The sequence below is a fragment of the Pseudomonas sp. G3-39 genome, from assembly GCF_054790485.1.
In genome coordinates, this window is sequence record NZ_CP186497.1 from 2796809 (window position 1) to 2810757 (window position 13949).

The following is a 13949-nucleotide window of genomic DNA, read 5'->3' on the forward strand; positions in this document are numbered from 1 at the left end:
GTTGTGCGCAGGGCGCTCTCGAGCGCGCCGGTCTTGCTAATTCCTCCGGTCTACTAACCTGTGCACAGCCGCCACCCTTCTTTTAGTAGAGAACGGTCGCGGCCCTCAATCAGGAATTAGATATTTATGTTCAAAGCCACACCCAACCCCCCAGACATCGACCCGATCCCGTACGACCCGGCCCTCGACCCGCAGAAGATAAAAGCGGCAACCGACCGCGCCATCAACTTCTACCTCAACCCCGGCGCCCTGAAGATCTCGATCCCTTCAACCTCGTCATGCAAGGCGAACAGAATCTTCCTCATCGACCCCACCGTGGACGAAGAAACCTTGCTCGTCGAAGCCTGCGAATCGTTAGCCGCCGCCAGCGACATGGCCCGCGACATCGGCGACACCGTCGACCACCCACAGCGCCGGGCCATGCTGATGCTGCATCAGGTGATCATGCTCAGTGAACTGATGGTCAACCGGGTACTGGACGGCCGCCGCGTGCCGAACTAACTGCCCGGTCCCCCTGTAGGAGCTGCCGAAGGCTGCGATCTTTTGATTTTGTTTTTTAAAAGCAACATCAAAAGATCGTCCGAACGCGGCCCGAACCTTCGGCAGCTCCTACAGGGAGTCATTCTTCCAAAGTACCTTGATCGGAGTTCCAGCTGATGTCCGAAACCCCACCCAATCCGCCGGCCACAGACTCGGTATCACCCTACGAATCCCTCAACTCCAGAAAACTCCACGAAGCCGCCGAACGCGCCCTCGACCATTACCTCGCACCCGCGCAAATCATGGCAACGCCGTACACCCCCAGCAGCATGTTCCTGGTCAACCCGCAAACCGACACCGAATCCCTGCTGGCCAACGCCTGCGAATCCCTGGCCTCGGCCACGGTGATGCTCGGTGACTTTGCCGGCACGCTGGATGGGCCGAGTCGCAATACAGCGCTGGGCATTGCGCAGGTAGTGATGCTGGGGGAGTTGGCGGTGAATCAGGCGCTGGATAATGTTGTGCCCAAGGAATAGCCGACAGCAGTAATGGCCTCATCGCGAGCAGGCTCACTCCTACAGTGGATCTGCGTTGGTCACAGGTTATGTGACCGGCAAAGATCCCTTGTAGGTGTGAGTTTGCTCGCGATTGTCATTAAATAAATCCAACCCTTATCTATGGTGGTACGCCAGCCCACCCAGTTCTGGGAGAATGGTATTGATGGGGTTTAGCAGGTAGTTGGGAAGGTATCGATTGGCCGTTTCTTCAAATTTGGCAAAGTCTAACGACAGCTTGAATTTTACGGCATAACCTAACGAGCTGTTTCTTAAGGCAAGAGATCCCGACACAAAGCCAACCTGCATGTCGCTCAGGCTTTTCCAAAAAAACACCCTACGAAAACGTATCTCTCGTAGGGTATCGGGGGAAGTAGATTTGCCTAGCGCACTGAGCTTCAGGATAAAGCAAGTGCAATACTATTCAAAAATCAAATACAGTTCATCGACGCCCTCCAAAACAGTAAATACCTCGACAAGCACTATCACCCCCGTAAAAACCTTATCATTCATTGATATTTTTACATGAAGCTACTCCAGATCAGCAGCCGTTAAACCACTTTCAAGCATAAAGCAAATTTATTTTGCGGTTGTGCATTAGGCCAGCAGTCCAAAAACGCTCTGAGCGCATTGTCGCCTAGCACTTGCATAGTTCCAGGCTGGGGGAAACTTGTGGTGCACGGGGCGCACACGTGGTAGCTAATATGGAAACCCATCGAGAACATGGAAAGAAAGAGATCAACGTCCACCGCGGAAGCATATCCAGGGGCAATAGGAGTTCCTCCTATGCTAGCAGCCCACTGTATTGAATCGGGGCCAAGTATTGGTTGTGGAGACTGGATGAGTCGGATTACATTCGACGCATTAACGATGAAAGACTTTCTTTGAGGCGGGCTTGAAGAGTCCGTTACGGTGATTGTCGCACTACCATTTCCTTCGCTTTCAACACTACCGCCTAGAACAGATGCAATTTGTGGTGCCGAGGAAGTGTATGTATATGGAGGTCTTCCTCCAGTTGCTATACGTTCGACTCTCGTATTGGGGGGGATGTAGCCCCCCCAACGCGTCAATTGAGGTACCACGCCTTGCTGCGAAATAATTCTCCCATTTAATGTAACTGTTGAAGTATCCAAGATTAACTCCGAAATCACTACCACGACCCTCGGCGGATTCGACACCTGCCCACTGCCGTACTTGGCAGTGGCGGTGAAACTATGGGTGTCGGCGCTCAGCCCCGTCACCGGGAACTCCCAGTCACCACTCTGTGGATCGATGTCGGCAATGCCTATCTCGATATTGCCATCCTTGATCAGGACTTTCTGACCTTTAGCCCCTTTCCCTTTAAGCTTGATAGAAGTGTCAACGGTCGTGGCGCCCGGGAGAATTTCTTCCCCTTTGGAGTTTTCCACCCGAGTGATAGTTGGCGCGGTAGGAGCGGTCACGACCACGACTCGCGGCCCCGATACAGCCCCACTGCCGTACTGGGCAGTGGCAGTAAAACTATGGGTGTCGGCGCTCAGCCCCGTCACCGGGAACTCCCAGTCACCACTCTGTGGATCGATGTCGGCAATGCCTATCTCGATATTGCCATCCTTGATCAGGACTTTCTGACCTTTAGCCCCTTTCCCTTTAAGCTTGATAGAAGTGTCAACGGTCGTGGCGCCCGGGAGAATTTCTTCCCCTTTGGAGTTTTCCACCCGAGTGATAGTTGGCGCGGTAGGAGCGGTCACGACCACGATCCGCGGAAGCGATACCTCCTCATTACCATACCGCGCAGTAGCGGTGAAACTATGGGTGTTGGCGCTCAGCCCCGTCACCGGGAACTCCCAGTCACCACTCTGTGGATCGACGTCGGCAATGCCTATCTCGATGTTGCCGTCTTTGATCAGGACTTTCTGACCTTTAGCTCCTTTCCCTTTAAGCTTGATAGAAGTGTCAACGGTCGTGGCGCCCGGGAGAATTTCTTCCCCTTTGGAGTCTTCCACACGGGTAATTTCTGGCCGCACATCCTCAAACGCTTTGATCGTGTAAGTACGCACTGGAAACTCCACCGCCTCACTCTCGACCGTGCTCTGACCAAGCGCCGCTTTAAACGCCAGTGCCAGGCCGCTGCCATCCTGCAGAGCGTTGAGCTCATCGGCTGGAAGCGGAGCAGTGAAGAACCGGTCAGCAATCCAGTCGGGGGTGGTGAAGGCCGTCGGTGCGCTCCAGATCTCGCGCAGGTAGGCGCTGCCGTCGGCTTTGATCCCGCGCAGGCGCAACCAGACGTATTGGTTGAGGGCGATCAGCGGCCAGTCACCCATGCGTACGGAAGCTTGGGTCAGGTTGCCGGTATGCAGTTCCGGGCCGGCGCCGTCGTTGTCGGCCTGCTCGATGGTGGGGCTGGCCAGCGCGCTCTGCGGCATTGCTTGCACCGTCAGGTCAAATACCCGGGACGGTGTTGGATGACCATCAATGATGACGACGTAGGAGACTTTTACCTGCTTACCCAGATTGAACGCCACCACGCTGTTGGGGATCGCAAACTCAAGCCCTTCGCTTACCGCACGCGGCACTGAGGTGTGCGACCCGCCGGCCGGCGTGCCGTCAGCGCCAGTCCAGGTGACGCTGATTGCATGGTTTGGCAGCAACGCGCTGTTGTCCGGCACCACGATGGTCAAGGTGTCCCTGACCAGCAGCGGGTTGAGTGCGCTGTCGCCGTTGTTCTCCTTGATCGTGGGTTGTTCCAGATCCAGATCTCCCCGGGTCACAACCGTGTAGGTACGCACGGAGAAGGCCACCGCCTCGCTCTCATCCGTGCTCTTGCCGAACGCGGCTTTGAACTCCATGGTCAGCGGGCTGCCATCCTTAAGGTTTCTCAAGCCTGCAAAGGCGATGCTTCGCTCGTAATAACCTTGATTGATCCATTGATCAGTGACGTATGAGCCTGGTGCCGTATGAATCTGCAGGTTGTAGTCGCTGCCATCCGCGTTCGTCCCTCTCAGACGCAGCCAGACATATTGGCCTGTGGCAATCAACGGCCAGACGCCCATGCGATAGGTGGCATTGCTGGTCAGATTCCCTACGTTGAACTCCGGGCCTTCGCCGTTGTTATCCGCGTCCTTGATGATCGGTTTGAGCAGTTCATTCTGCGGCATGCTCAACACAGTCAAATCAAAGACGAGGGACGGCAGCGGCTTGTCGTCGCGGATGACGACGTAGGACACCTTCACATCTTTGTTCAGGTTGAACGCGACCACACTATTCGGAATCGCAAACTCCCGGTTGCTGCCCAGCGGCCGAGGAACAGAGGTGTGCGAACCGCCTGCGGGCGTACCCTGTGCGCCAGTCCAGGTGACGATGATTTCATCAGTTGGCAGCAACGCGCTGTTGTCCGGCACCACGATGGTCAAGGTGTCCCTGACCAGCAGCGGGTTGAGTGCGCTGTCGCCGTTGTTCTCCTTGATCGAGGGGGCCAGCAGTTCCAGCGCGACGCCCACGGTGAACACCAATGGGTTCGAAAGGCTGGTCTCATCGGTGGCATGGCGCCAGAGCTGGTAGCGGACGGTGATCTTGCTGCCGCGGTTCGGTTCGATGTGTTGGGCGACGAAGGCGGCGTCCAGGTTGATGACCCAGTCTTGCTGGGCGGTTACGGCATTGAATGTGCGGGATCCGGGTTCCTCGCCGGAGATGTCGCCCACCCACTTCCAGGTGGCCACGTCGTTGGCTACCCATGGCTTCACCACAGGCCTGGGGATGGTCAGTTTACTGGTACCGCCGGGCAATGTGGCCGGGTCGAGGAAGCCGTTCTGCACCCCGAGGACAATGGGTGCGTCCAGCTCGAATTTCGGTTCACCCACATTGAGCAATTTCGTGTGCAGCGATTCCCGTCTGAGGATCTCGTCGCCCTCGGCTATCAGCAGGTCGTACCACCCCTTCAGGGTTCCGCCGTCAAGGAGCTTGAGGTTGTAGTCATCGACGGTGATGACAAAACCTTCGGGATTCTCGACTTCATCCTCCTCCGGAATGTGCCACTTCAACTCAGGCAGGAAGGTGCTGCCGTCCGGACGTTTACCCAACAGGAACAGCTCAATGCCCATGCCGTACTCGATGGCCGGATCGAACGGAATGCGGACGTTGATGGGTGTCGTCGTGGGATCGATGAAGTCTCCCTCGGCTTCCTCGATGATCGGTGCGGCCAGGCGGTGGGCAGCGCCTTTGAAATGTACAAACTGCCTTTTGGAGGGGGGAAGACTGCTGCCGTTGCGTACCAATTGATAAGAGAAAGTGACCTGGGTATTGACCAGTTTGCGCACGTCGGCAATGGACAGCTTGAACGCGTAGTTATGCGGGATATTGTCGACGGTCTGGGGCAGGGCGGTGACCCTGACCTCTTCGCCATCCACGGTGGTGCCGAGCATGGTCAAGTGAATGATGTCATTAAGCTCGAAGCCTGGCCGGGTGGCCGTGACTACGACCGTAATATCGTTGTTGCCCTGTTTATCGACGTCGAGTTCATTGTTGACAGCCTCCTGAACGATAGGCGCGCTCAGCCGGTCGATGCCGGTGGTGACGACGATGCGGGTTGCCTTGCACCAGTCTTCCGACTCATTGCCGACGATATCGCGCACCTTGAAGGTGACCGCCAGACCAGAGTCGTCGGTGTCACCGACGAGCTCAATGGTGGCTTTGGAGACCGTGATCAATATCGGGTTTGCCGCTGGATCGTCGATCTGCGCCTGGGTCACCGGTGTGGAATACTCAAAAAAGCCACCCCAACTGAGATGAATGACGTCGTCCTTCGCGATGTCAGGGTAAGGCAAGCCGCTGCCGGACGCGGACCTGATGACAATCGGCACTCCCGCTTCGGCAACGTCTTTGTCCACCCCGCCGTTGACGATTTCCGGGGGAATGTACATGTACAGGTTGGAGTGACCAGGGCCCGGGTCGATGTCCTGGCCACCGGGGAGTTCCAGTTTGACGAAGAGGTTGAGGGGCTTGTCCGGACGCTCTTCTTTTTGATTGGGCTGTTTGATTTCGTAGGTGAGTTCGTAAGAAGCGGTCTGCAGATGACGGGGAGCCACCCACAAGAGGGTCGGTTGCTTGAGCTCGGCCTCGTCAACGATGGGACGCCCGTCGACCTCACGGCCATTGAGCAGCAGCTTGACGGTGTCGCCGACAGCCTTGTTGGCCCAGACGGGGATCACGACCAGCAGGCCAAGGTCGGGAAAAGTGAACACCGCCGCCCGGTTGATTCCCCACTGGCCAGAAGGCAGGAGGCGCCCGAGCACTATCGGGTCCAGCAGTGAATGGGGGGCAGAGATTTTCATCCTGGGCTGAACGAGCATGGTCGGAACTCCGTGCGAACTGTCGGGAGACAAAGGGCAGGGAGTTATTCAGCGCTGAAGATGACGGCTCTGGCTACTGTCAGAAATTACAGGTAAGGACGTATTTGCGATGAACGGTCGTGAGCCCTGGCCACTTGCTCGCCGCCTATCAATGTGGGAGCAACTGTCTTACTACCACCGTTCGTCACCGCCACTCTGTGCCGTCTCGCAGCATGGCATTCAGTCTGATCAGCAGTATTCGCATACAGGCGATGAGCGCGACTTTCGCGCTCTTGCCCCGTTCTCTTAAGGATTCATAACGGGCCTTGAAGTCGGCCTGGCAACGGATAACGACCCAGCACGACATGTAAAGCGCACGTCTGACGCGCGCTCTCCCTCCGTAAATCTGACGTTTCCCGCTGTGATTTCCACTGTCGTCGTTGTAGGGGGCGATTCCCGCCAGTGCGGCGATCTCCCTGCGATCCAGCTCGCCGAGTTCGGGTAGATAAACCAGCAAGCTGGCGGTCGCCACAGTGCCGATGCCTTTGACAGAGATAAGCCGATCGGCTTTTTCCGCATCCAGCTCACGCATGCTTTGATCGATGGCTTTGCCGAGCTGCTTGATCTGGGTTTGCAGGTAGCGAATATGGTCCTTGATCGCCTCTACAACCGCAGGCAACTGGGCCTGCTGGAGTCGACGCTTGTTGTCGTCGCGCTGCTGGACGAAGTGCTCGCGTAATTGAATCAACTCGCGCAGGGCTTCACGCTCAGGCGAGATGGGCTTTTCGCGAGACGCATGCAGCGCTTCGGCAAAATCGGCGAGAACCGCCGCGTCGATGGGATCGGTTTTGGCGTTCTTGCCCATTGCTACGGCAAAGGCTCTGGCCCGGCGAGGATTGATCCTCAACACGCTGAAACTTGCCTGCTGCAATGCCGCCATGACCTTGCGTTCATAGCCGCCTGTGGCTTCCAGCAACACGCGGCCAACCGTGTACTGACCTAAACGCGCGACCAGCACATCAAAGCCTTCAACGGTATTGGGAACTTCAAAGCCGTCTTTCTGTGGTTGAACCCAGACGACCAGATTGGATTTGGAGATATCGATGCCGACCCAGGAAATCATGGCAAAACCCTCTTACACTCAGAAGTGAGAGTGCTCTGGCTTTGCCCACGCTTGTGATTCGAGTGGCGCTCGTCCAACTGTTCGGGCTTAGGGGCCAGAGTAGAAAGGTGGATGGCAGCTTTGCTCCCACTCGTGCTTCAAGCACCGCGGACTCACAGCTTGCCATCCACCCCTCTCACCCCAGAGTTTATCCCCTTACTCAGACACAAGCGGGCTTGCTCGCGAACAGGCCGGCACATTCAACATCACAGGTGTCTGAACCGACGCTTTCGCGAGCAAGCCCGCTCCCACAGGGGATGGGTGTTTCAGATGAAGACAATTTCGTAGGGCAGGCGCATCCGTTCCAGGATCACCGGCGGCAGCATCGGCGCGATGCCGATCGCCGGTTCGCCCTTGAGCTGGCTGGCATAGGCGTGGGTGGCGTGGCTTTTGCGCGCCACTGTCCAGGTGTCGAGGCGCAGTTTGCGTGCACGATCCCAGGGGATCAGGCTCTGCTCGCGCTCCGGCCAGTGCCAGGCCCAGACCGCCACGTCGTGATAGGTGGCTCCGGCTTGCGCTGCCGCTTTGGCGCTGGCACGTCCGACCGCTTCGTGGTCGTCGTTGCCGTCGTTGCGCCAGGTGCTGAACACCACGTCGCCGGGGCGCAGATAACGTGAGATGAAACTGCTGATTTCCGTCTCGCGCTCGAGCAGCGCGTTGTCGGTGAACCCGCCGCGCACCCATTTCAGACTGTGCATCGGCAGGCCGAGCCGACGCAGGGCTTCGACGCTCTCTTGCGGACGGAACACGCTCAGGCGTTTTTCCGACCACTGTCGCGAGCCGGGATGGCTGGCGCTGCCATCAGTGATCGACAGCAGTTGCAGCGGATGACCGAGGCTGGAGAGCAATTGCAGGAGCCCACCACAGGTCACCACTTCATCACCCGGATGCGGGGCGACGACGACGGCGCGAGCACCGGGGGGAACGAGGCTATGGGTGTTGATGACGGGAATGTTGTCCAACTGCGGGGAACTGTTCCAGATCTGTACCGGCGGCGGGTTTTCGTTGAGGAATAACGGTTTCATGGGTGCTACGTCCTTGTCGAGTCAGGCCCTCAATCGAATCTGCACCGTAGAAAGGCAGGTGCGCTCGACCCGTGAAGGCGAATGGATTGCTGTGCGACGCTCCGAACCCTGGATTGCCGCGCAGCAGAGTATTGCTCATGAAAACCGGTTCGTCGCGTCACAGATCAATCTGATCCGCTTTTTTTATGTCTAACTGTACCAATTTTCGCAGGTAGTCCCCGAATCCGCCCCGTGCACGGCTGTCCAGACGGGCGCTGGTATGCACTTGCGGGCGATGGCTCCAGGCGATGTCGGCACCGAGCAATTCCAGTTGCCGCACCAGTTGCACGTCCTCATCACAGGTCAAGGGGGCGAATCCCCCGGCCCAGCGATAAGCATCGGCACTGACCCCGAGATTGGCGCCGTGGATATGGCGATGCCCGTCCCGCGCCTGATAGTGGCTGTGATAGCGGATTTGCGCGCTTTCGTCGAACGTCGGATCCCAATGTTCAACGGTCACCGTGCCGCACACCGCGTCCGCACCCAGCCCCAACTGTGCCACCAGCCAGTCCTCGGCCACACGGCTGTCGGCGTCGGTGCAGGAGATCCAGCGCGCGCCACGTTCCAGCAACACCTGCGCGCCAGCGGCTCGTGCTTGGCCAACGTTACGCGCGTCGATGTGCAGGCTCAGTACCGGAAAGCCGCTGACGATCTGCGCCGAGCGATCGGTGCAGCTGTCGAGCACCACCAGCACTTCGACCGGCTCGCCGGCCAGCAGCCCGTGTTTACTGGCGCGCACGGCGGCCGTCAGGCACTGTTCCAGCAGATCTTCCTCGTTATGCGCGGGAATCAGAATGCCGATCATCGCAGGCCCTCCAGTGCGGCCACCGAGCGCGGCTCACGGCTCCAGACTTCAAGGATAAAGTCGGACTCCTGATGCAGCGCCAGACGCGGTAGCGGTAATTGCTCGTGAATCAGGTCATGTACCTGCCGCGCGTTGAGCGGGCAGCCATCGATGGGCGGGCGCCAGTGGCAAGCGAGCAATTGCCCGTCAGCCGTCAGGGATTCACTGATGCGGCGGATCACTTCTGTCAGATCCTGGGCATCGAGGTAGTAGCCGATTTCGCTAAATACAATCAGGTCGAATTTTTCCTCCGGCCAGTCACCGGGCAGGCGACTTTGGCGCACCTCGGCATGGTCAAACAGGCTCAACCGGGTACGCGCCAGATTCACCGCGGCACTGGCGGTGTCGCAACACAGCAAGCGGTCGCAGCGCTCGGCGAGTTCCGCACTGAGTTCGCCATTGGCGCAACCGGGTTCGAAGATCGCCCGATAATGCGCGCGGGGCAGGGCGGCGAGGGTGATCGCGCGTTTGCGCTGTTCATACCAGCGCTCGCGAAACGCCCAGGGATCATCGTTAGCGCTGAACAATCCGTCGAAGTAGCGATCATCGACACTCATAGGAACACCACTTCGAACGGTTGCAGCAGACGATCCAGCACGTACGGCGCCAATACCGGTTGCAGCCCGGCTTGCGGGTCGCCTTCCAGTTGGCTGGCGAACGCATGCACCGCATGGCGTTTGCGCGCCACTTGCTCGGCGGACAACAGAATCTTGCGTGCGCGCTGCCATGGCACCGAGGCGTCTTCGGGGGAGGCCCAATGCCAGGTCCATACCGGCAATTCGTGGCAAGTGGCGCCGACCCGCCGCGCGGCTTCGATACTGGCGCGGCCGGCGGCTTCGTGATCGCAGTGGCCGTCCTCGCACCAGGTGCTGAACACCACGTCGCCCGGGCGCAGGTGGCGTTCGATGAACGCGACCAGCGACGGCTCATCCGCGGCGACCTGACTATCACTGAACCCTCCGCGCAGCCATTTCATCCGGTGCAGCGGCACGCCGAGTCGGCGCAGGGCTTCGGCCGATTCCTGCGGCCGTACCACGCTCAGGCGTTCGACTGACCAGCGCTCGGAGCCGGGATGACTGGCGCTGCCATCGGTGACCGAGATCAGTTGCAACTGACGCCCGGCGGCGGCCAGCAACTGCAACATTCCGCCGCAACCGAGCACTTCGTCGTCCGGGTGCGGGGCGACGATCACCGCCCGCGCGCCCGGTGGCACCAGACTGAGGACATCGACGCTGTCCAGTGCCGCCAGGTGCCGCGAATGTTGCCATTGCAGCAGTGAAGTGCCTTGGTGGCCGATGATCGGATCGGGTTTATTGGCGACATTCATAGCGTCCAGGCCTCCTCGGGGTGTTCAGCCAGCGCTTGGCCAAGGGCCGCCAGATCACGCTCGGCATGGCTCTGGCGCAGGAACACCGGCAGATCAGCGATCAGCCGGGCGAAGTGCCGGTCCTTGCAGAACGACCCGGCACCCAGCGCCCGTCCGGTCTCGCGCATCACTTGCTCAGCCGATTGCTCGACCACGGCGCGGGCGCGCCGGGCCAACAGTTCGGCATCGGCTTCGGGATGCGCATCAATGTGCAAGGTACTGAAGCGCAGCACATTGGCTGCCGCATACAACGCCGTATCGACTGCGCCGAGATGGGCGAGGGCGTGCGGCTCCTGACGTTGCGCGCAGTGTTGCCGTAGCGCCTCGGCGATCTGCCGCGCCGCGCCGTACCAGCACGCCGCGATGCCGATCCCGCCTTGCCAGAACCCCGGACGATTCAGGTAGTCGCCGGGTTCGCCGATGGCCTGGGCTTCAGCGCCGTCGAACAACACTTCGACGCTGCCTGTGGCGCCCATGCCGACCGCCTGCCAGCCCTGATCGGTGATGGTCACGCCCGGTTGATCCAGCGCTACTGCCACCAGTTGCTGACGGTCCTCGGCGTCCCACGCGGTGAGCAGCGCATGGCTGAGCACCGCCGCCCCGGAGCACCAGGCCTTGCGCCCGTCGAGGCGCACCATGTGCCCGGCCGGTCGCACCTGCACCCGAGCCTGCGGTGGTTCAGCCGCCCACATGCCCCAAGTGCTGCCCGGTGTGGGCGAACCACCGAGCTGTTCGATGATCGCCAATGCGTCGGTGTGGCCTTCGTAGAGTTTGCACAAGCCCAGATCATGTCCGCCGACTTCAGCCAGACGCTGAAAACGCTCCAGCGTGCGGCCGCTGCCCGGTAACGGCAACTGATCCAGACCGGCCTCGACCAGCGCCCGCAGGCAATGGCCGAGTGCGGCGGTGTCGTGATAGTCCGGCGGGCGGCGCGCCAGATAACTGTGCAGGTCCATATCAGTCTTCTTCTTCGCGTTGCAGTTCGAATAGCAGCAACGAACGCCCGGTGACCGAATACTCATGGCCGAACTCGAAGCGTTCCTGACCGCGAATCGACGGCTGATTGGTATCTATCATGCAGGTCCAGAAACTGCCTTCCGGCACCTCCGGCAGGCTGAAGTTGACGATGTCGTGATGGGCGTTGACCACCAGCAGCAACGTCGCATCGGCACCTTTGCGGCGGATCCCGGTTTCCTGCGCGCGACCGTCAAGGAGCATGCCCAGGCAGCGGTTGTGCGCGTCATGCCAGTGCTCGGTGGTCATCTCGGTGCCGTCCGGCGCGAGCCAGGTGACGTCCTTGACGCCAATGTCCTCGTTGTATTCGCCGACCAGGAAGCGCCCGCGACGCAGGATCGGATAAACCATACGCAGCTTGATCAGGCGTTTGACGAATTTGAGCAGCGCCTTGCCGTCCTCGCTCAAGTCCCAGTTGACCCAGCCGATCTCGCTGTCCTGGCAATAGGCGTTGTTGTTGCCGTCCTGCGTGCGGGCGAATTCGTCACCGGCAACGATCATCGGCGTGCCCTGCGACAGCAGCAGCGTGGCGAAGAAGTTGCGCATCTGCCGGTGGCGCAGCGCATTGATCTCCGGGTCGTCGGTCGGGCCTTCGACGCCGTGGTTCCACGACAGGTTATTGTTGCTGCCGTCCTGGTTGTTCTCGTCGTTGGCTTCGTTGTGCTTGTCGTTGTACGACACCAGATCGTTGAGGGTGAAACCGTCATGCGCGGTGATGAAGTTCACCGACGAGTACGGCCGCCGCCCGCGCTGGTTGAACATCTCGCCGGACGCGGTCATGCGGCTGGCGAAGTCAGCGACCTGGCCGTCGTCGCCTTTCCAGAACGCGCGCACGGTGTCGCGGAATTTGTCGTTCCACTCGACCCAGCCCGGCGGGAAGTGGCCGACCTGATAGCCACCGGGGCCGCAGTCCCACGGCTCGGCGATCATTTTCACCTGACGCAGCACCGGGTCCTGACGGCAGGCGACGAGGAAGCTGTGACGCTCGTCGAAACCGTCGTGATAGCGCCCGAGAATCGTTGCCAGGTCGAAGCGGAAGCCGTCGACATGCATCTCGCTGGCCCAGTAGCGCAGCGAGTCGGTGACCATTTGCAGCACGCACGGGTGACTGAGGTCGAGGGTGTTGCCGGTGCCGGAGTCGTTGATGTAATAGCGCTTGTCGTCCGGCATCAGGCGATAGTAGGAGGCGTTGTCGATGCCGCGCATCGACAGGGTCGGGCCTTGCTCGTTGCCCTCGGCGGTGTGGTTGTAGACCACGTCGAGGATCACTTCCAGATTGGCCTCGTGCAGGTGCGCGACCATCTCCTTGAACTCGGCGATCTTGCCGCTGGCCAGGTAGCGCGGGTCTGGGGCGAAGAAGGCGATGCTGTTGTAGCCCCAGTAGTTGGTCATGCCCTTGTGCAGCAAATGCTGGTCGTTGACGAAGGCATGGATCGGCAGCAATTCCACGCTCGACACGCCGAGTTTGCGGATGTGTTCGAGCACGTCGTCGACCATCAGACCGGCAAAGGTACCGCGCACGTTCTCCGGCACCGAAGGGTGACGCATGCTGATGCCGCGTACGTGGGTTTCATAGATGATGGTTTTGTCCCACGGCACGCTGACGCGGTGGTCGTTGCCCCAGGTATGCGCCGGGTCGATGACCTTGCACTTGGGCACAAACGGCGCGCTGTCGCGTTCATCGAAACTGAGGTCGGCGTCGGGGTGGCCGATGGTGTAGCCGAACAGCGCCTCGGACCATTTCAACTCGCCGACCAGTTGTTTGGCGTACGGGTCGATCAACAGTTTGTTGTGGTTGAAGCGATGGCCGTTCGCCGGGTCATACGGGCCATACACGCGGTAGCCGTAGATCAGCCCGGGATGGGCATCGGGCAGATAGCCGTGATAGATCTCATCGGTGTATTCCGGCAGTTCGATGCGCTCGAGTTCGACTTCGCCGGCATCGTCGAAAATGCACAGTTCAACCTTGGTGGCATTGGCGGAAAACAGTGCAAAGTTAACCCCCAGACCATCCCAGGTCGCACCGAGCGGGAAGGGCAGGCCTTCACGGATTCTCGAAGGTTCAGCGTGCGCTGCGGGCTCGGCATTCTTTGGACGGGTCATGATTGCTCCTGCAAATCGGGGAAATTCTCGGCTGATACAAAACCTTGTAGGAGTGA

10 protein-coding genes are annotated in these 13949 nt (G+C 59.7%); 2 read left to right on the forward strand and 8 right to left on the reverse strand.

The window, feature by feature from the left end:
* Positions 1-126 precede the first annotated feature (126 nt).
* Together ACOYXG_RS12385 and ACOYXG_RS12390 are read left to right on the forward strand one after the other, a co-directional pair.
* Positions 127-501, forward strand: coding sequence for a DUF6124 family protein (locus ACOYXG_RS12385; protein ID WP_460358062.1), 375 nt, complete (start codon positions 127-129; stop codon positions 499-501).
* Between the two features lie 155 nt (positions 502-656).
* Complete coding sequence (locus ACOYXG_RS12390) at positions 657-1016, forward strand: DUF6124 family protein (protein WP_460358065.1); 360 nt, start codon at positions 657-659, stop codon at positions 1014-1016.
* A gap of 569 nt (positions 1017-1585) precedes the next feature.
* Here ACOYXG_RS12390 and ACOYXG_RS12395 read toward each other — a convergent pair.
* The 8 genes from ACOYXG_RS12395 to glgX all read right to left on the reverse strand — a co-directional run bounded on the left by ACOYXG_RS12395 (position 1586) and on the right by glgX (position 13893).
* The gene (locus ACOYXG_RS12395) at positions 1586-6361 is read right to left on the reverse strand and encodes a hypothetical protein (RefSeq protein ID WP_460358067.1); all 4776 of its coding nucleotides are present in this window, start codon (positions 6359-6361) and stop codon (positions 1586-1588) included.
* Positions 6362-6545: 184 nt separating this feature from the next.
* The gene (locus ACOYXG_RS12400) at positions 6546-7463 is read right to left on the reverse strand and encodes an IS110 family RNA-guided transposase (protein ID WP_460352749.1); all 918 of its coding nucleotides are present in this window, start codon (positions 7461-7463) and stop codon (positions 6546-6548) included.
* Positions 7464-7768: 305 nt separating this feature from the next.
* Positions 7769-8527, reverse strand: a complete 759-nt coding sequence (locus ACOYXG_RS12405; protein ID WP_103369514.1) for a PIG-L deacetylase family protein — start codon at positions 8525-8527, stop codon at positions 7769-7771.
* A 157-nt stretch (positions 8528-8684) separates the two neighbouring features.
* Positions 8685-9371, reverse strand: a complete 687-nt coding sequence (locus ACOYXG_RS12410; protein ID WP_460358069.1) for a glycosyltransferase family 2 protein — start codon at positions 9369-9371, stop codon at positions 8685-8687.
* A complete protein-coding gene (locus ACOYXG_RS12415; RefSeq protein WP_097089609.1) occupies positions 9368-9967 on the reverse strand; it encodes an SAM-dependent methyltransferase in 600 nt (199 codons plus the stop codon). The genes ACOYXG_RS12410 and ACOYXG_RS12415 overlap by 4 nt, the downstream gene beginning before the upstream one ends.
* Complete coding sequence (locus ACOYXG_RS12420) at positions 9964-10737, reverse strand: PIG-L deacetylase family protein (protein WP_460358072.1); 774 nt, start codon at positions 10735-10737, stop codon at positions 9964-9966. Before ACOYXG_RS12420 ends, ACOYXG_RS12415 begins: the two co-directional genes overlap by 4 nt.
* Entirely contained in the window at positions 10734-11732 is a 999-nt protein-coding gene (locus tag ACOYXG_RS12425) for an acyl-CoA dehydrogenase (protein WP_460358075.1), read from the reverse strand. Before ACOYXG_RS12425 ends, ACOYXG_RS12420 begins: the two co-directional genes overlap by 4 nt.
* A gap of 1 nt (position 11733) precedes the next feature.
* The gene (glgX, locus tag ACOYXG_RS12430; protein ID WP_460358077.1) at positions 11734-13893 is read right to left on the reverse strand and encodes a glycogen debranching protein GlgX; all 2160 of its coding nucleotides are present in this window, start codon (positions 13891-13893) and stop codon (positions 11734-11736) included.
* Positions 13894-13949 lie beyond the last annotated feature (56 nt).